A 19769-nucleotide genomic window follows, 5' to 3' on the forward strand; every position below is an offset into this window, starting at 1 on the left:
CGACGACGCTATTGCGGGCAGTGGATGACTTGCTGTTGCAATCCCCTGCTTCGGTTCGTTGGATTCTGGCCGGGCGCGGGATGCCGGCTTTGCACATGAGCCAGCTGCGGCTGAACGATCAGCTGTCGACGTTCGGGCCCGCCGATCTGAACTTCGACACTACGACCATCGTTCAGCTTGGCGAACGGCTGTGTCATCGCCAACTCACCCAAGACGAAGCGCTGAGCATCCTACGGAGCACCGAGGGCTGGGTCGCCGGCGTAAAGCTCGCCCTGCTCGCTGCGGTTGATTCGCGTGAGGGTATTGGCGACTTCAATGGTTCTCACTACGAAGTTGCGCGCTACTTGGGCGCGTCGGTGCTGCATGAGTTGGCGCCCGAGCTGCGAGAATTTCTGTTGGCTAGCAGCGTCGTCGATCGCATGACTGCCGAGCTTTGTAACGACCTGCTCGGCATCACTCACAGCCAAAGTTTGCTAGAACAGTTGGAACGCTCGCAGCTGTTCATTCAGCCGCTCGACAGCCATGGGCACTGGTACAGATATCACACGCTGTTCCTGGATTTTCTGCGCAGCTGCCTGCGACATGACATGGCTCGTCTGTCATGGCTGAATGAGGCCGCCAGTCGCTGGTATGCGGAACATCAGCTTTACGAGGAAGCGCTCAACCATGCCTTCGTGGCGTCCAGCGAAGAGTGGCGACTAGAACTGATCGATCGCTGCACGACGACCTGGCTGCGCGCCGGCGAAATCGTTACGGTCATTCAATGGACCAGCAAGCTGCCTCGCAACGTCATGCTCGCCCATGCCGGCATCTGCACTCACTTCATCGCCAGTTTGATTCTGTCGCGACGGTTCAATGAGGCCGCCGCCACGCTACGCGAAGTCGAAGGTAATCCGAGTATTGAACGCGCCATCGGCTCCGCGCACTTGAGGTTGTTACATGCGATGCTGACCGTGCTCGCGGATAGCAGCAGCCAGATCGGTATCTCTTCCCCGGAGTCGCTGCGCGAGCGCGGTGCTGACAGCTTTCTCATCGGCACGCTACTGACCTTGCAGGCGTACACCATGCTACGTCTGAATTTTTTCGATAAGGCATGGCGGCTGGCGATGCGGGCGCGCGATACCTTCGACTCGATCAGCCTGTACAGCGTGGGCTACGCCGAGGCCGTTGCGTCGCTTGCTGAGCGAGCGCAGGGTGATATCAAAGCAGCGGCGGATCGCTGTGAACGAATGTTTATGCTCGTTCGCGGCGGACATCGCAGCCCTGCGTGGGTGAATGCGGCTAACGCCTTGGCCTATGTGCGCTACGAAGAGAATCGGCTCGCTGAAGCAGAGGCACTGTGTACCGAGGTTTTGCCACTGCTGAGCGTTCAGGCGACGGTGGAGAACGTTGCGATGGCGTACGTCACGCTATCTCGAATCAAAGCCAGCGATGGCCGCTATCCCGAGGCGTTGCAGTTGTTAGATTATTTGCACAGCATGCTGGAGAGCGGCTCGCATGCACGTTTTTTGGCGTTGGTGTGCGCGGAGAAGATTCGTTTATTCCTGTCGCAGGACAATCTGCAACGCGCGCGGGCGGTGGCGTTGGAGTTCGGCTTGCAGCGACGGGCTCGCTCCGGCGAATGGCGTCGTTCGCGGTCTTACGATGAAACGTGGGAGCGGTTCGGGTCGGGCTATGCTGCTTTGCTGATCAAACAGCGTCAGTTCGATGAGGCCCGTTCGATTCTGATTCTATTGCGCGACAGTGCTCGCGAAGTCGGCCACGTGTATCGCGAGGCTCCGCTGGAAGCGTTGCTGGCCAGTTGCTATTGGCACTCGGGCGACGTTGAGTCTGCCTACGACTATTTGAACCGCGGCTTTTCTTTGACCCGCGGCCATGGCTTCACTCGCGGCATCTTCGATGAAGCCCCCGCCTTGACCCAGATCATCGCCGCCGCTATCGGCAACGGCCGCCTGCGCTGCGCGCTGCCCACACACTATTTCTGCAAGTTCGAGAATTTCTTCTCGCAAGCCGCTCCTGCTTCGGCTCCTTCTCCTCCGAAACCGTCGCTTCCTCTAGAGCCGCTCACCGAACGGGAGATCGACATGCTTCGCCTGCTCGCCCTCGGCCTGAGCAATCACGAGATCAGCGCTCGCTCGCAGATCGCTGTTTCCACCGCCAAGTGGCATCTGAAGAATGTGTTTGCCAAGCTGGACGTCAGCACTCGGACCGGTGCTATCGCTCGGGCTCGAGAGATGCGCTTGATCGAGTGAGCGGCGCCCTGTCCTGTCCGCGCCGCTCTTTGTCCCGCTCGCGATATTCTTCGCCAGCAGGCCTTCACATACTCGCCGGATCCCCCAGCAGACCCCGAGGAACGGCGACGAGTGTCACGGCCAGAGCTTCTGCACGTGGTCGACGATGCGATCCATGCCATGACGGATCGGATCGCGGCAAGGCAAGCCGGTTTGCTGTTCGATCTCGGCGATCGAAGCTTCGATCTGCTGCTCAGTCATCCGCGACGTATTGATCGCCACACCCACTGCACGAGCATTGCGATTGGTGAGACGAGCCGCGCGCACGGTAGCAGCGATACACTCCTCCAGATCGCCGGTCGGATAGTGATCGAAGCCGACGAGGTTCTTTCGCACCGGCTCGTGACACACCACCAACGCGTCCGGCTGGCTGCCGTGGATCAAGCCCAACGTCACACCGGCGTAAGCGGGATGGAACAGCGTGCCCTGCCCCTCGATCACGTCCCAATGATCCGCATCGTTCGCGGGCGACAGCCACTCCGCCGCACCGGAAATGAAGTCGGCGACCACGGAATCCACCGCTACACCGCGACCGGAAATGAAAATGCCGGTCTGACCGGTGGCGCGAAAGTCCGCCTTCATGCCGCGAGCACGCATCGACTTCTCGATAGCCAACGCCGCGTACTTCTTGCCGACGGCGCAGTCCGTACCGACGGTGAGCAGGCGAAGGCCGCTACGCTTACGACCGTTGCCAGGTGCGAACGCCTGCGACGGTTGACGAACGTCGTGCAGAGTGCGACCGAGGCGCTTGGCGGCATCGCGAATCACCGGCAGGTCGTTCATGCGCGTGTGCATGCCGGCAGCCAGATCCAGGCCAGCTTCGAGCGCCGCCAGCATCACCGGAATCCAGCTATCGGGAATGAAGCCACCGGCATTGGCGATGCCGATGATCATGGTCTTCGCCCCCTTCTGCGCGGCTGCTTGCGGCGTCAACTCCGGCAGACCCAAGTCGACGGTGCCGCCGGGCGCACGAATCTGGCCGACACAAAACTCAGGGCGCCACTGCTGAATGCCGGCCGCGGTTTTGGCAGCGGCAAGCTCGGTGACATCGCCCAGAAACAGCAAATATGGACTCAACATGCGGCGCCCCTCCTGTGCGGGCGATGATAGCTACAGCCGATCTCGATATGGCCAATCTAGATAGAGCCAGTCTCGATGAGAATCGGCGTACAGTACCGGGCCGGCTCAGCGCGCACTTCTCCAGCGGGCGTTCGCGCTTAGCAGATCGGCTGCCAAAAGCGACGCCAAGCTACGAAGCTGCGCCGATCTGCGAAGTTTCGTACCTTGCGCGCCAAGCGTGGGGCTCGACATCTCACGCAGGCTTTGGCACAACCGCGGCATAACACGCGACCAGCAACGATCATTTCGGGAGCCAAGACACTTGTCGTTACGTAATTTTTTAGAGCGCTACATCGTGCCGGGCTTGGTCATCCAAGCCGTGATCGTCGGCGGTGGCTATGCCACGGGCCGCGAGCTGGTCGAATTCTTCGTCAGTACCGGACCGGCCACCGGCCTGCTCGGCATGACGGTCACGGCCTTGCTGTTCAGCGTGGGCTCCATGATCGCGTTCGAACTGGCACGCCGCCATCACGCCTTCGACTACAAGAGCTTCTGCACCACCTTCTTGGGGCGCTACGGCTCGGTGGTGTTCGAGATCGGCTACTTCTGCTCGCTACTTCTGGTGCTGGCGGTGATCTCGGCCGCAGCGGCCCGCTTGCTGGCGGAGATGTTCGGCTCGCCTGAACTGCTGAATACCACTGTGTTCCTGGCCATCGTGGCGCTGCTGGTGTTCTTCGGTAACAAGATCATCGAGCGGCTGATCTCGGCCTGGTCGGTGCTGTTCTATGCCACCTACCTGGGCATGTTCCTGATGGTCTGGTCCAAGTTCGGCGATCAAATGACGGCGGCCATCGGCGTCGAGCCGATCCGTTGGGGCACCGCTGTGGTGAACGGCGTGAGCTACACCGGCTACAACATCTCCGTGCTGCCCATTCTGATTTTCGTCGCTCGCCACTTCACCACGCGCTCCGAGGCGTTGATTGCCGGCGCGCTCACCGGTCCGTTGGTGTTGCTGCCCGGTTTTGCGTTCCTGCTGGCCTTGTCGGCCTTCTATCCGCAGATCGTGTCGGCGCCGCTGCCGGTGACGGTGGTGCTCGAACAGCTGAACATCTCCTGGATGAGCACGGTGGTGCAGCTGGTGATCCTGGGTGCGTTGTTCAAGACCGGCGCCGGCTTGTTGCACGGAGTGAACGAGCGAGTGGCTCGTAGTTACGAAGACAAGGGCAGCGCCATGCCGTCTTGGCTGCGTCCGCTGATCGCAGTGGTTGCCATGATCGTCGCCGCCTACTTCGCGACCACCATCGGCTTGATCGATCTGATCGGCCGCGGCTATCGCTACAGCTCGGCGTTCTTCCTGGTCGTGTTCCTGCTGCCGTTGCTGACCATCGGTGCTTGGCTGGTGCTGAGGGCGCAGCGCACCGCGTCGGCCTGACCGGCCGTGTCGCTGACGTGCTGATTACAGACGTCGTACTGATGCTGGGCGCCATCGCCGCTTTGGCGATGGCGCTCCGCAGCCAGAATCGACGTGGTGCCATCGCGCTGGCCTTCATCGCAGCGCTGGCCGGTTCGATCTCGACTTATCGCAACAGCTGGCAAGCCACTCCGGCGGTGCTGGCCGCGCTATTGATCGTTGGCATCGCCATCATGCCGCCGTATCTGGCAACCCAACCGCTGCGTTGGCTGCGTCGCACGCTGAGCTCGATAGTGATCGGACTGATCGCCGCCAGCGCCGCCTTGTTTTATTTCCTACCGATCTTCTCGTTGCCTGAGCCCAGCGGCCCGCACGCTGTCGGTACTCGCCAATTCGAGATGATCGATCAAGCTCGCCAGGGTGTGATGGAAGACACGCCCGGTACGCCGAGAAGAATCCTGGTACGCGCCTGGTATCCGGCATCCAGCATCGAAGGGTTCAGCACGCGCCCGTACCTGACTCGCGCTGAAGTCGACGATCACGCCATCGACGTGTTCAAAGACTTCGGCTTGCCGTACGTGATGTATCGCCACTTCAGTCTGGTGCGCACTCACAGCTATGTGGATGCGCCAGTGAACGTGTCCGACTCGCTGCCCGTGGTCGTATTCAGTCATGGCTACTGGTGCTGGCCCGGCCAGAACACGGCGCTGATGGAAAAGCTAGCGAGCCACGGCTACTTGGTCTTCAGCGTGGGTCACCCCTACGACGCCGGCACGATGGCGTTCTCCGATGGCGTGAAGATTCCGGTCTCGCCGAAGAAGCAGTCGGCGCAAACACCGACGCAGGGCATGATCAAGTTCTGGACCGGCGCCGACCACGACACTCGCTACGCCGCGCTCCATCAGTACCAGACCGACTTCGACAAGCATCGCGTGATGCAGAGCTTCAAGGCGTGGCGCGACGACCTGCGCTTCTTCGTCGATCGCTTGACCGCGCATGGTCTGCCGGACGCCATGCATGAGCTGCAAGAAGTGGCGGACGATCAACGCATCGGTTTCGCCGGCATGTCGTTCGGCGGCACCACCTCAGCATCCGCGTGTCATCACGATCCACGCTGTAAGGCTGCGGTGAATCTCGACGGCGAGGAGTTCGACTGGAGCCTGTACGACGCGCCGGTGCGAATGCCGCTGGCGGTGCTGCATGCAGACTGGGTGGACTATCCACCGTTCGGCCCGACCTCAGCCGACCCGACCTTCAATCTGCTGAGCGGCTATGCCTACGAAAGCTGGAGCACCGCCGGCGATAACGACAATGTCACACGCGCTCGCTTGATCGGCGCACGACATGTGGGGCTGACCGATCTACCGCTCGCGGCACGCGGGCCACTGAAAACCCGGCTGTACGGCAAGGGCAACTCCGAACAAATGATCGAGGCCACCAACGCCTTCGTGCTCGGCTTTTTCGACCGCCGGCTCAAGGGCACCGCGAACGCTTTTCCCTCCTCGGTCTTGGAGCGGTATCCGACCGCGCTTGCCCCACATCGGAACATCGGCGTGCGCGAGTGGTGGACTCACCGCAGCTGAGCCCGCCAATCGACCCCATCTGCTAACTGCGCCGTCCTGCCCGCGAGGCGCCGCCGCCTGGCACTGCCTACCCTTCCCTCCAGATCCCAACTCTAGATCGGTGGAAACAAGTAGGCTCATGATGAATTCTAGGGACGCAATGGCCATTGGCCGCCTGGATGCCCATGCACAGGCGGAACTGGTCCGCTCAGGCGAGCTCAGCGCCAAGGAATTGGTACAGGCGGCGATCGACCGCATCGAAGCGCTCGACCCTGCGCTCAACGCGATTACCCATCGCACCTATGAAGCGGCCTTGCAGAAGGCAGCGACCATCAAGAGCGACAGCGCGCTCAACGCCGTGCCCTATCTGTTGAAAGACGGTATGGACTACGCCGGCATGCCGAGCCGCAGCGGTTCGCGCTTGAAGAAGAACGCGCCCCCATTGAGCGCCGGCAGCGACTATTCGGATCGGCTGGATAACGCCGGCCTGATCCCGCTCGGCAAGACCAATGCACCCGAGTTCGGATTGCTGCCTACCACTGAGCCAGTGTTGTATGGCCCGTCGCGCAATCCTTGGAATCTGGCTCACTCCAGCGGTGGCTCGAGTGGCGGCGCCGGCGCAGCGGTTGCCTCCGGCATGGTCGCACTGGGCCATGCCGCAGATGGCGGCGGTTCGATTCGCATCCCGGCAGCGTGCTGTGGCGTGGTCGGGCTGAAGCCGAGTCGCGGCGCGAACGTGCGAGCCCGTGGCGCTCACATCATCGAAGACTTTCTGGTCGGCGACACGCTGCTGTCACGCTCGGTGCGCGATGCTGCTTGGTCGTTCGCTGTTACGGCACCGACACAGAAGCAGCCATTGCAGTTCGATCCGAAGTCGCGCCGCCTGCGTATCGGCTTCGCGTTGGAGAACTTCAACGATCAACAACCGTCGCCGGATGTGGCGGCAGTGGTTCGACGCACGGCAGAGTTGTGTCAAAAGCTCGGTCACACGGTTGAAGAAGTGAAGCGGCCGTTCGACGGCCCGGCCGTGGATCGCGCCTTCAAGTTGATCTGGGCGTATCTGGCGCAGGACCTGGTGAGCTTCGCTCGTGCTTCTCTGCGTGAAGGCAAGCTCGAAGATGTGCTGGAGCCGTGGACGGTAAATCTCGGCTTGAGCACCACCAGCCTGACGATGACCGACACCGATCGGATTTACGATGAATCGGCCCGAGCGGCGCGCGCGCTGGACGACTTCTATTCGCGTTACGACGTGTTGCTCACGCCGGTGTTGCGACATTCGCCGCTGCCGCTCGGTGCACTGGCACCGACGCAGGCGTTCGAACCGATGTATGAACGCATGTTCGACTACGTTTCGTACACGCCGCTACAGAACCTCACCGGCTCGCCGGCGATCTCCGTGCCGCTGTATGCGAACGACCAGGGTTTACCGATAGGTTCGATGTTTGCCACCAATCGCGGCCGAGATGAACTGCTGTTGCAACTGGCCTTCGAGTTGGAACAGGCCGAGCCCTGGGCCCAGCGTTGGCCGAAACATTCGGCCGGCGGCTGATCGATATCGTGGGAGCCCACTGACGGCAGGCGGGCTCCCACGGTCCGGAGCGTGGTGCAGCTGAGGCATCACCTCCCTCGCGCTTGGCAACCAGCGGTGTAAACGCCCTGGCTAGACTCGCCTTATGAGCACCTCAGCCGCCGCCGCCAGAGTGATGTATTCCCCGAGCGCCTTCGCCGCCGCGGATCCCATCGCGATCGTCAAGAAATATCCGTTCGCCCATCTGATCACTGCCGTGGACGGCCAAACCTACGCCACGCCCACGCCGATATTCTTCGAAACCGACGACACCACCGCCACGCTGGTGGGCCATCTCACTCGCATCAACCCGCATGCAGATGCACTCCAGTCCGGTCAGCGCGTGCTGGCGGTGTTCCCGGGCCCGCACACATACATTTCCGCGAGCTGGTACAAAACCCTGCTGACCGTGCCGACGTGGGACTATGTTTCCGCACAGCTCCGTGGACACATCGAGCTCATCGACGACGATGAAGGTCAGATCAAAGTATTGCGTCGGGTGGCGCAAGTGCTGGAACGTGACAACGAACATCCCTGGACGCTCGAGCAAGCACCGCCGGGCAAAGTGCAGCAGCTGTTGCCGCGGATTCGTTCGTTTCGAATCACGGTCGAACGAATCGAAGGCGTGACCAAGCTGAACCAGACGCATCCCGCGTCCGATCGCCTGCTGATCATCCAACAGCTGCTGGCGCGTCAGGACTCGGACAGTCGCGAAATCGCTCGGCTCATGGCGAGTTTGCCGACAACATAGTCCGCAACTGCTCGACGGCGCTGCGTGGCGTCGTGAGCACTGGGCAGGAAACGACGGCCTGCACGGCCGTCTCCGCTTGCGCCAGTGAGAACTGGCCCAGTATCAAACAATCCGTCTTGGGCATTTCTGCCGCCACGGCAGCAGCGAGACGATCATGCGTTGGCCCATCGCCCCGCTTGAGCGCGACCAATGCGCCGTCGATGACTCGACTCGTGATCTTGATGCTGACGCCGCGCTCCGCCGCCATCGCTGACAGCTCTGCTTCCAGAGCCGGCAGCGACGGAGGGAAAGTCACCAGCAAGCCAATGTGGCCGCCAATATCGAGTGCGCGGCTGAATGTCGCTTCGTTCGGCCGTAGCACCGGCATCGGCAACGCGGCCTTCACCGCGTCGATGGCCGGCCCGAACGCGGAACAGGTAAACAGAATTCCGGCCGTCCGCCCGCCCTCGCCCGCTGCGTTTGCCGCATATCGGCCGAGGGTTAGAAAGCGCTCCATCATCGCCGGTTCGAGCTTGCCCGCATGCGCCAGATCCCGCGCCAGCGACGAGTCGAACAAATCGAATGTGACGGCTTCCGGCCAGTGCTTGGCGAAAGCGATATGAATGGGCGGCAGTGACTCCGCCAATGCATGAACGAGCGCGATACGCGGGCCGCGGCCAGCAGCGATTTCAGACATCGACGTGCGTGAATAACTTGTTCGTGATCAACCAACGCTCGCCATTGTGCACCAACGCGAGATAGTCGAAGTAGTTGAAGCCGAGCATGGGAGCACGCGCTCGCACATACGCAATCTGGTTCAGCACTTGGATTTCCAAGGTTTCCATCTGGAACGGCTCGCCTTTGGCGTGCGGCGACTGGCGGTTCGCCACCGCAGTCACGAAACCCTCCAAGGTGTTCTGGTAAGGCTTGCCGCGCACTTCGCCGAACAATTGCGCCTGCGGATGAAACACCGCCCGCAACCGCTCCGAATCGCCGTGATACAGGCCTTCGAAATAGGTCTTCAACAATGCTTCGATTTCTTGCTGTGCTTGCTGTTGCATGCTGTTACTCGTCGATGGTTGGATGTTCGCGCCGCAGCTTGAGGATTGCCATCAGCTGCCGGTCTCGCTGCTGTTCGAGCTGGGGAACCTCTCGGCCGCGCGCTTCCTCATGCACACCTGCAGAGATCTTGCGGCACGCTTCTTCATTGAGCTTGGGATTGCCGAGCGTCGACCAACGACGCTCCTGGCTCGGCCCGAGATGGCGCAGATAATGATCGATGCCGCCGTCGCCGCCGCCCAAGTGATAGCCCAAGTGAGTGCCGATCACCGACCAGCGCAATCCCGGCCCATGGATCAGCACGCGATCGACGTCCTCGACCGAGGCGATACCGTCCGCAACGATGTGCACAGCTTCACGCCACAGCGCCGAAGCCAAACGGTTGCCGATGTGTCCGGTCGCTTCCTTCTTCATGCAGACCGGCACGCGGCCGACGTCGGAGAAGAACTTCACCGCCGCCTCCAGCGTCGCTGCGTTGGGCGAGTACAGCTCCACCAGCGGCACCAGATGGGGAGGATTGAAAGGATGCGCGATGACGAAGCGATCCGAGTGCTTCAAGTCACCCGCGAGTTGCGACCAAGTGAACGACGACGTACTGCTGGCGATGATGCAGTCACGCGTGATGACAGACTCGACATGACTGAACAACTGCGCCTTCAGCTCGGTCTTCTCAGGCGCGTTCTCTTGCACCCATTCCGCGCCCCACAGCGCTTCTTCGAGATGCTCGAACACGCCAACGGGTTCGCCGGCCTCTGCACCCAGTTCAACCAACTGCTGCTCGGCGCGCGCTACCTTTTCGGCGAACGCAGCTCTAGCAGTTGCCGACGGATCCCACGCCCGCACGCGATGCCGGCCGACGGCGCTGAACAGCGCGGCCCAGCTGGCACCGATCAAACCGCATCCCAGGATGGTGACGTTCACAACAATCCAAAGGATTTGGCGGTTTCGTCGAAGGCACGCTTGGCCTTGTCAGCCATCTCATCCACGTGAGCGCGAGTAATCACCAGCGGCGGACTCAACACCATGGTCTGCCGGCCAGCCGGACGCATGATCAGATTGTTTTGTAGTGCGAACTCACGGCAACGAATCGCCGCATCTTCCTCGGGCGCGAAGATGTTACGCGTGGCGCGGTCTTTCACGAGCTGGAACGCAGCCAGCAACCCAGCGCCGCGTAGCTCGCCGATCAGCGGATGTTTATCGGCCACTTCCTGCAACGTGGATCGGAAGTACGGACCAATCTCGGTGCGCACGCGCTCGACGATCTCTTCCTTGCGCAGAATGTCCAAGTTGGCGATGGCGACGGCGCACGCGGCCGGATGACCTGAGTACGTGTAGCCGTGATGAATCTGGCCGCCGGACTCATGAATCACATTGAAGATGCGGTCGTGAATGCCCACTGCCGCGATCGGCAGATAGCCCGACGACATGGCTTTGGCCATGGTCATCAGGTCTGGCTGAATCTGATACGTATCCGAGCCGAACCAATTGCCAGTGCGACCGAAGCCGCAGATGACCTCGTCGGCCACCACCAGCACGTCGTACTTCCGGCAGATGCGCTGAATCTCCGGCCAATAGGTCGACGGCGGATCGATGCCACCGCCCGCGCCTTGCACCGGCTCACCAATGAACGCGGCAACGTTGTCAGCGCCCAACTCCAGAATCTTGGCTTCCAGCTCACGCGCCGCTTTCAAACCGAATTCTTCGCGCGTGAGATCGCCACCCAGCGAGTACCAATGTGGATGCGAGATATGCGCAAAGTCCGGCAGCAGCTTCTTATCCTGCGCGTGCATCGGCGCCATGCCGCCCATGCTGGACGCCGCGACCGTGCTGCCGTGATAGCCATAGGTGCGGCCGATGAAAGTGCGCTTGTCCGGCTTGCCGAGCAACGACCAGTAGTAGCGCACCAATCGGATGATGGTGTCGTTCGCTTCCGAGCCAGAGTTGGCGTAGAAGAAATGATTCACACCTGCGGGCGTCAGCTCCGACAGCCGATGTGCCAGCTCGATCTGCGTAGGTGTCGAGGATTGGAAAAAGCTGTTGTAGTACGGCAGCACTTCCATTTGTTTGGTCGCTGCGTCGATCAGCTCGCGCCGGCCGTAACCCACAGCCACGCACCACAGGCCGGCCATGCCGTCGAGGATCTTGTTACCTTCGCTGTCGTAGATATAGACGCCTTCGGCATGCGTGATGACGCGAGTGCCGCGCGCCGCCAGCGCCTTCGAATCCGTGAAGGGATGCATGTGATGGGCCCGATCCAGGCCCTGCCACTGCTGAGTCGTTCTGACTTGCTCGACCATGACGTTGCTCCTCGCGGCCTGGAAGTTAAGGGTAGTAGCCCATCATGGCCTTGGTTTCGAGGAACTCCTTGAAGCCTTCGCGACCCCATTCGCGACCGTTGCCCGACTGCTTGTAGCCGCCGAACGGTGCAAACATATCGCGAGCTGCGCCGTTCACATGGATCATGCCCGTGCGCATCTTCGACGCCACGCGACGCGCGTTGTCGATGTTCTTGGAGTGCACGTGACCCGAGAGACCGTAGATGGTGTCATTGGCGATGCGGATCGCATCGGCTTCGTCCTTGTACGGAATCAGCACCATCACCGGGCCGAACACTTCTTCCCGCGCGATGGTCATCTCATTGTTCACGCCCGCGAAGATCGTGGGCCGCACGAAGTAGCCCTTGTCGATGCCCGCCGGCCGACCGAGGCCGCCGATCACGGGCTTGGCACCCTCGGCAATGGCCTTCTCGATCAGCGCTTGCACGCGTTCGAACTGGAGTTTGTTGGCCAGCGGCCCGGTGGTGACACCAGGGGCCTTCGGATCGCCGACGACCAACTGTTCCGCCGTCTGCTTGGCAACTTGCACGGCTTCGTCATAACGATCAGCAGGCACGAGCATGCGAGACGGTGCGTTACAGGACTGACCGCTGTTGGTCATCATCCAGGTCACGCCATGCGCCACCGATGCAGCGAGATCGGCATCTTCCAAAATGATGTTGGCTGATTTGCCGCCGAGCTCTTGCGACACGCGCTTGACGGTGTCGGCCGCAGCCTTGGCGACGAGTACGCCGGCGCGGGTCGAGCCAGTGAACGACACCATGTCGATGTCGGGATGACGCGAGAGCGCCTCGCCCACGCCGGGACCATCGCCATCGACCAAGTTGAACACGCCCTTCGGCACGCCCGCCTCCGCCAGGATCTCCGCAAAGATATGCGCAGTGATCGGCGCCGCTTCGCTGGGCTTCAGCACGACGGTGCATCCCACTGCCAGCGCCGGTGCGACTTTGCAGGTGATCTGATTCAGCGGCCAGTTCCAAGGCGTGATCAAACCGCACACGCCGATGGGCTCGCGACGAATTTGAGTCGTGCCCAGGCGTTCCTCGAACTCGAAGTCCTTGAGGATGGTCAACGCGGTCGACAGGTGACGAAAGCCGCTGCCAGCCTGCGCTTGCACGGCGAGTGTCATCGGCGCGCCCATTTCGTCCGACACGGCCTGCGCCAGTCGATCGATATTCGCTTCGTAAATTTTGACGATGCGCTCGAGCAGCGCGATGCGCTCTTCGCGAGAGGTTTGCGAGTATGTTTCGAAGGCGACGCGGGCGGCGCGAACGGCGGTATCGACGTCGTCAGCCGTGCCCAACAGAATCTTGCCCACCGGTTGTTCGGTGGCCGGATTGATGACCAGCGATTCCTTGCGTCCGCTCGGAGTCAGCCATTCGCCATTGATGAAGAACTGCCTGCAGTCGTACATGACACCCTCGGGATCGGTAGGGATCAAGTACAACACAGGGCATTTTTAGCCGTGCTGACATCGGCGCGTGCGGTGTTGCAGACAGAACACCGCCGTACGGAACGGACTACTCGTCGCTGACGGACTCGGGATGATCGGCGACTTTGGTGGTCAGCGTCGACTGCTCGCTCAGGCGTCGCATGCGCGCCGGTGAGACGCCGAAAGCGGCCTTGAAAGCGCGGGTGAAACTGGCGGGATGTTCGTAACCGGCTTCCAAGCCGATGTCGATCATGGACAGGTTGGAGCTGCGCACCAGATTCAACGCTCGCTCCATCCGGACTTTGTCTCGAATGCGGCCGACCGTGTCGCCATAGACGACCCGGAAACCCAGCTGCAAGCGCTGGCGAGTCATGCCGACCGCGGTGGCGAGCTCGGCGATGCTGAACGGCTCATCCAGGCTGCGCTTGATGTACGCCATGGCCTTTTCCAGCTTGGCGTAGTCGGCCGTGGAGAACGCGACGTCGCTCAGCTCTTCGAGCGAGTCGTGAGCCATCGTGAACATCACGTGGCAAATCAGCTCCAGCGCCTTGCCATGCAAGTACGCGCGCTGCAGGCCACCCTTGAACGGCCGCTCCAACATTTGTTGGACGGTCAGCGAGGCGGCGTTCGACAGCGGGATGTTTCGATGGGCCAGCCGCATGCCGTCCTGAATGAAGCTGCGCAAGGCCGGCGGCAAATCCAAGGTCTGCAAGCGCGTGGCGGAAAAGAAAGCGTGGCGGTCGATGAAGATGCTGACCCACTTCAGCGGCCGGCCGGATTCGTAGACGGTCTCGAATTCCTCGCCGGTCTGCATGCCATAGATGGTGCAGTAACCGTTGCTGAGCTCGCCGCTACCCCCGCCGGGCGCGGTGATGTGGCTGTTGCCTTCGATGACGGCGGAAATCACCAGGTGGTCGCCCAAGCTGTGCAGCCTGGCGATCTTGCGACAGGCCACGAACTCCACCAGCGCGACCGACAGGCCCTCGCCGACCAGGTAGAAGTCCCAGCCGCCGCGAGCCACTTCGGCATCGTAGTCGTGTCGGAAGCCGGAGCCGTCCGGAAGGGGGTGGCGCACACCATCGCCGGTGCGTACCCCTGCCGGGGTCTGCTGGGCTTTCAGCGTGGCCAGCAGGTCCTCCATCGCAGTGATGCGCGAGGTGCGGGCCTCGAAAGGTAGCCCGGCCGTCGGATCAGTCACAGGAGGAGGAGCCATGTAAGACTCTCTACCATAGACGCCCAGCTCGGTCGAGATCGTCAACTGCATGCGTGCTGGGGTCGGTTTCACCGGCAATCCTCAAAAACCCGGCCCGACGATCCTCCCCCGCCCACCGGACTGCTTGGCTTCGAGGGCGCCGGTCTTCGCCAAAGAGACTGCCCAGCCTCAGAACTTCATGGTGACGTCCAGCAGGTAGCGCCGGCCGTATTCGTCATAACGCCCGATCCGGTTGCGTTGGTTGTCCCGATACATGCGCAACGGCTCATCGGTCAGGTTGTTGACCTGGAAACGCAGCTGGATGCCCGAGCTGAGCTGGTACGAGGTACTCAAATCCAGCACCGACTCATCTTCTAACGTCTGCAACTCGGCGCCATTCCAGCCGTAAATGACCGTGAATGGGCTGTGATACTTGAAACCCAGCCGCGCCTCCAACGGGCCCGAGCTGTACCAGAGGTCGAACACCGCGGTGTGTGCGGCGAAGCCGGCGCCGGTCAGCGGATTGGTCACGGGCACGAACTCCTCCACGTCCGAATCCACGTAGGCGTAATTCGAGTACACGCCGAAGTTTTCGAGCGCGCTCCAGAAGAAGAACGGGGTCTGGAAAGTGATCTCCGCGCCGGTGATCGAACCGCCTTTGCCGTTGACCGGATTCGCCACCGCATACGTGATGCCTTGATACGTTTGTGGATCCTGTCGCCAGCCAATGTACGAGGACACATCCTTGTAGTACGCCGAGAAGCCCAGCAACGCTTCGTCTCGGAAGTACCACTCGTACGACGCGTCGAACTGAGTCGCCTTGAACGGCTCGAGCTTGGGATTGCCAGCATTGCCCGTGTACGGCAACCAACTCGTCAGTGTGCGACTGGCGCGCAACTCATCGAGCGGTGGACGTGCCACGACCTTCGCCACACCGAAGCGCAGCAGCGTCGTGTCGGTGAGATTGAAGTTCACATTGGCGCTGGGCAGGAGATCGTTGTAGTCGTGCTCCACAGTCACTGCCGCGAGCGAGCTAGCCCCCGTCGCTTGTTGAAAGCCGTCGCTCGTAGTTTGCACGTCGACCAGCCGCACGCCGATGTTTCCTGACATGCGTTGCGCGATGGCCTGGGTCTGAAAGTTGAATTTGAAATAGCCTTCGGTGACGTCTTCCTTGACCTTCCAGCGCTGGCTCAGATTCTCGCGAGCATTGCTGGGGTTCAGCGCCGATCCATAGGCGAGCCGAGCGATCTCATCGTAGTCGCCCAGCAACACCGGCGGCAGATTCACGGACTTCACTCGGTACACACGGAACAGCTCCGCCGGAATTTCCACGCCACCGGCGACAGTGCCCGGATAGTTCTCCATGCGATCGTGTTTCTTGCTGCGGCTGGATAACCGAGCACCGAAGTGCAGCGAGCTCAGGAGCCCATTGTCCAGGGTGCGAGAGAAATCGAGAGCGCCGGCGGTTAGCTCGTCGTTCAAATGTTCCGGCCCGTCGACACTGCCGCCGCGATAGTCCGGCGCGTACTGCGTCAAGGATGTCGGATCCACGCTGGTCGTGATGGTCGGCAAGCGACTGCCGCGTGTGTCCCAAGTCATCCAGTCGGGATAGACCTCGGTGCGCACCGCGGCCCAAATGTTTTCACGCTCTGCCTTCGAATAAGAAATGTCGCCGGCCACGCTCCAGCGATCCCCGGTCCAGCGACCATTCAAGCCAGTGACGGACAGCTCTTTGCTTTCGTCATAGTCCGACACCACCGTGGTCACTGAGCTGAATGGCAGAGTCGCAGCCACCACGGTGCCATCGACGATGGTGTAACTCGCGCCCGCTGCGTTGTACGCGGACCAGCTGCCGTTATCCCAGTTGCCCCAATTGTTCTGGCCATACACCGTCTGGCCTTGGTCCTCGTGAATGTCCACGTCCGAGTACAACGCGTCGAAACGCAGTTCGAAATGATCGGACGGTCGCCACTGCGTACCGAGCGAAACACCGCGTCGGTCTTGATCGATGGCGTTCACCGACACTTGCGCGCCCCAAGGCGTCGCATCGGGAACGCCGTCGCCATTGAGATCGCCGGTGAAGTCGCTCGCCCCTTCCGGTGGTCGAGCGCTCGAATCGTTGTAGCCCCAGCCAGTGAACGACGGATAACCGTTCTTTTGTTGTTGAGCCGTCAAGCCGACCACCAGGCCGAAGGTTTCGCTGGCTTTGTAAACAAACGAGCCGCTGGCACGATAGCCCCAAGGATCGTAGTCGGGAATGTCCGCCCCGGCGTCGTAGTAAACAGGGCCGCCGCGAATCACAAACTCTTCGCCGTGGTAGTCCAGCGGCTGCAGCGTTGCGATGTCGATGGTGGCCGCCACGCCGCCGGCAATCAGATCGGCTGACTGCGTCTTGTACACCTTCACGCCGGACACTACTTCGGAGGGGTAAATTTCCCATCGTACGTTGCGATCAGGCTCGGAAGACGCGACTTCGCGACCATTGATGGTTCCGAGGACGAGTCGTGCGCCCAGACCGCGAACCACAGCTTGGCTGTCGTTGCCGCGATCTCGCGTGGCGTTGATGCCTGGTAGCCGATTGATGGACTCGGCGATGGTGACGTCAGGAAGTTGGCCGATGTCTTCCGAAGAAATCGCATCCACCACCAGATCGGAATTCATTTTCACCGACAGCGCGTCGCGCAGACTTTCGCGAATGCCCGTGACTTCGATTTCTTCTATGACGCCGGTGGTCGACGACTGAGGTTCGGCGGCGTGGGCTGTGCTCAACAGCAGCACCGGCGCGGAACAACCCAAAGCTTTACGCCAAAGACGATTCGTCCTCGCTCGAGTACGCATAGCTCCCCCTGCAAAGCATCCTTCTTCTACTCGGAGTGACTCAGCTTTTTACTCAGACAATACGAATTTGTATGATATATAGCACCCAAATCGGGAACGCAAGCTAGGGCTCGGGGATGGCGCGCTTCGTCGCGGTCAGCGGCTAATAAACACGCTGCGACAAGAGGTTTCGGAAAAAATCGCGGTAGCTCGTTGCCCGGCGGCGATCACTGAGACACTCGCCTGCCTGCTGTGATCTTTCTTATCTATAGTGGCGCGCACCTGAAGCAGCGCGGTCGCGATACCCGCTTCAGTGAGTAGCTTGGTTGGACCTACGAGCGCCAGGCGGCCCTGACTGGTGAAGTCCACTTCCCTACCTGACACTGGCACGACCCTGCCGTTGGCATCGAGCAACGTGGCGCGTACAAAAATCTGATCGGCGCGTTCAGCGTCTGTGCAGATGCCGACAGTGTCGAACTCGATAGCCACTCGCTCCACCGCTTCTGGCGTAACGACTCGATGCCGTGCAACGCTGCGACCACCGATGTAACCGACAGCCTGCAATTCCCCCGCCTCGAACTTGCCGAGTTTGAAAGTGAACGGTGGATGTCGCAGGTGGCTGGAGATTCGATCCCGCTCCGGCCGCTGCCGGCCAATTGAGCGTCCGTTTAGCAATAGCTCGACTTCCTCGACATTGCCATACACGCGCACATCCGTCGTCGAGTCCGGTTGCCAGTAACTAGCGATGAATACTTCCGGACCCGACGAGTACAGCGGCGAAACTTCATCCGCATCTCGCTGCGAGCGGAAAAAGTAATAACTGAATTTGGGCACGCGCTCCAAACTCATCGGGCCCGACGCTTCCAAATCCTCCGCGTAGCCGCGGTTGTAATCGAACATCGCCCAATACGCATCGGCGAACGCCGGCACATTGAAGTTATCGTTGTGAGCTTCCTGATTGTTGGTGGCCTGCTGCAGCAACCGCGCCTCACCCGCACTCAACAATTGGCGGCTGGTGCGTGCATCCGGCTGCAAGTTGGCCCAGGCCTGCTGATGGAAGCCGGCGTTGAGCGCGTAATATTCCCAATCGCCGTACTCGGACACCAGATACGGCCGATCCGGCGGCTGATAGTGCTCGATGCGATGCTGACGAGCCTGGATATAAATGTCATAGCCGTCGTTCTGCCAGCCGGCCGAGAACGCCTGATCACCGGGATACTCCTCATGAACGGCGCGCTGGAATTTCTGCACCAGTGCCTTGGGCATCTGGCTTTCATTGAGCGAGCACTCCCACAGGATCGAGCTGGGATGATTGCGGTCCCGACGCACTAGATCGCGACAGGTCTGCACGACCTGCTGCTCGAAGCGTGGATCGTCGTTATAGAACTGCCACCCCAGCACCGAGTTGAGCAGCACCAACCCAAGCTCATCGGCGGCCGCCATGAAGTACGTCGACTGTGGGTAGTGCGACAACCGAACGAAATCGAATCCCGCTTCCTTGATCCGACGAGCATCGCGATAGTCCGCAGCCCGCGATACGGCGTAACCCACGTAGGGATGCTCTTGATGACGATTCACGCCACGCAGAAACATCTCCTCGCCGTTGAGCTTGAACTTGCCGCCCGCGAACTCCACGCGCCGAATCCCGATGCGCGTACGCCGCTCGTCGACGACTTTGCCGTCGATCTCTACTGCACTGACCAAGTCGTATAGCGACGGCGATCGCGGCGACCAAAGTTGCGGCTGTGGAACTGCCAGATCGACATTCACATCGACCGACGCGCCCTGCTTTACCGTCAGTACCGATGAACTCGCCGTCGCGATCTGCCTGCCATCACGCCACAGAGCCTGCGCCACGCGAAAGATCACCGTCGAGCGTCCGTCATTGCGCACTTGGGTTTTGATATCAACCTTCGCGCGCTCGCGGCTGACTTCGGGGTAGGTGACGAACACGCCACCGCCGCCCCGCTGATTCGCAAGGATTTCATCGGTGATGTGCAGCGGCTCCTTCACGAGCAAGGTCACATCCCGATACAGCCCGCCATACATATTGAAGTCCAGCACATGCAGGGCTTTCGGGCCGGTGATCGCGTTGTCGCGATTGTCCAGCCAGACCACGATCTCGTTAGGCGCGTCGAAACGCAGCCGCTCGCTCAGATCGACCACGAACGGCAAATAGCCACCGAGGTGAGTAAGCACCTCTCGGCCATTCATACTCACGCGAGCGACATTCATCGCTGCTTCGAATCGCAGCCAAATGCGCTTACCTCGCCACGAAGGCTCGGCATTGAACCGCTTTCGATACAGCGATAG

The 19769-nt window shown here is 61.1% G+C and carries 14 protein-coding genes; 5 read left to right on the forward strand and 9 right to left on the reverse strand.

The window, feature by feature from the left end:
* The coding region (locus JNL55_RS21430) for a LuxR C-terminal-related transcriptional regulator (RefSeq protein ID WP_293858615.1) at positions 1–2252 on the forward strand (2252 nt) is incomplete at its 5' end.
* Positions 2253–2366: 114 nt separating this feature from the next.
* On the opposite strand, the gene dgcN is transcribed toward JNL55_RS21430, so the two are convergent.
* Positions 2367–3371 carry an N-acetyltransferase DgcN gene (dgcN, locus tag JNL55_RS21435; RefSeq protein ID WP_293858618.1) on the reverse strand — a complete coding sequence of 335 codons (1005 nt, stop codon included), beginning with the start codon at positions 3369–3371 and terminating at the stop codon, positions 2367–2369.
* Between the two features lie 301 nt (positions 3372–3672).
* On the opposite strand from dgcN, the gene JNL55_RS21440 reads away from it, so the two are divergent.
* The 4 genes from JNL55_RS21440 to JNL55_RS21455 all read left to right on the forward strand — a co-directional run bounded on the left by JNL55_RS21440 (position 3673) and on the right by JNL55_RS21455 (position 8641).
* A complete protein-coding gene (locus tag JNL55_RS21440; RefSeq protein WP_293858620.1) occupies positions 3673–4782 on the forward strand; it encodes a hypothetical protein in 1110 nt (369 codons plus the stop codon).
* On the forward strand, positions 4743–6344 hold the full coding sequence (locus JNL55_RS21445) for an alpha/beta hydrolase family protein (RefSeq protein WP_293858623.1): 1602 nt from the start codon (positions 4743–4745) through the stop codon (positions 6342–6344). The genes JNL55_RS21440 and JNL55_RS21445 overlap by 40 nt, the downstream gene beginning before the upstream one ends.
* A 118-nt stretch (positions 6345–6462) precedes the next feature.
* A complete protein-coding gene (locus JNL55_RS21450; protein ID WP_293858626.1) occupies positions 6463–7872 on the forward strand; it encodes an amidase family protein in 1410 nt (469 codons plus the stop codon).
* A 124-nt stretch (positions 7873–7996) separates the two neighbouring features.
* Positions 7997–8641: an FMN-binding negative transcriptional regulator gene (locus JNL55_RS21455; RefSeq protein WP_293858628.1), complete on the forward strand. Its 645-nt coding sequence runs from the start codon at positions 7997–7999 to the stop codon at positions 8639–8641.
* On the opposite strand, the gene JNL55_RS21460 is transcribed toward JNL55_RS21455, so the two are convergent.
* The 8 genes from JNL55_RS21460 to JNL55_RS21495 form a co-directional block, all read right to left on the reverse strand.
* Complete coding sequence (locus JNL55_RS21460; RefSeq protein WP_293858631.1) at positions 8616–9317, reverse strand: aspartate/glutamate racemase family protein; 702 nt, start codon at positions 9315–9317, stop codon at positions 8616–8618. The two genes, JNL55_RS21455 and JNL55_RS21460, sit on opposite strands and share 26 nt — an antisense overlap.
* Positions 9310–9681, reverse strand: coding sequence for a nuclear transport factor 2 family protein (locus JNL55_RS21465; protein ID WP_293858634.1), 372 nt, complete (start codon positions 9679–9681; stop codon positions 9310–9312). Before JNL55_RS21465 ends, JNL55_RS21460 begins: the two co-directional genes overlap by 8 nt.
* A gap of 4 nt (positions 9682–9685) precedes the next feature.
* Entirely contained in the window at positions 9686–10600 is a 915-nt protein-coding gene (locus tag JNL55_RS21470; protein WP_293858637.1) for a 3-hydroxyacyl-CoA dehydrogenase NAD-binding domain-containing protein, read from the reverse strand.
* Entirely contained in the window at positions 10597–11976 is a 1380-nt protein-coding gene (locus JNL55_RS21475; protein ID WP_293858640.1) for an aspartate aminotransferase family protein, read from the reverse strand. The genes JNL55_RS21470 and JNL55_RS21475 overlap by 4 nt, the downstream gene beginning before the upstream one ends.
* Positions 11977–12001: 25 nt before the next feature.
* Positions 12002–13429, reverse strand: a complete 1428-nt coding sequence (locus JNL55_RS21480) for an aldehyde dehydrogenase family protein (protein WP_293858643.1) — start codon at positions 13427–13429, stop codon at positions 12002–12004.
* A gap of 106 nt (positions 13430–13535) precedes the next feature.
* Entirely contained in the window at positions 13536–14732 is a 1197-nt protein-coding gene (locus JNL55_RS21485; RefSeq protein WP_293858646.1) for a helix-turn-helix domain-containing protein, read from the reverse strand.
* Positions 14733–14828: 96 nt separating this feature from the next.
* Complete coding sequence (locus tag JNL55_RS21490) at positions 14829–17417, reverse strand: TonB-dependent receptor (RefSeq protein WP_415923131.1); 2589 nt, start codon at positions 17415–17417, stop codon at positions 14829–14831.
* A 195-nt stretch (positions 17418–17612) separates the two neighbouring features.
* Positions 17613–19769: glycoside hydrolase family 2 TIM barrel-domain containing protein (locus tag JNL55_RS21495; RefSeq protein WP_293858652.1), on the reverse strand; the 2157-nt coding region annotated here is incomplete at its 5' end.

This window comes from Steroidobacter sp. (genome assembly GCF_016790065.1).
GTDB lineage: Bacteria > Pseudomonadota > Gammaproteobacteria > Steroidobacterales > Steroidobacteraceae > Steroidobacter.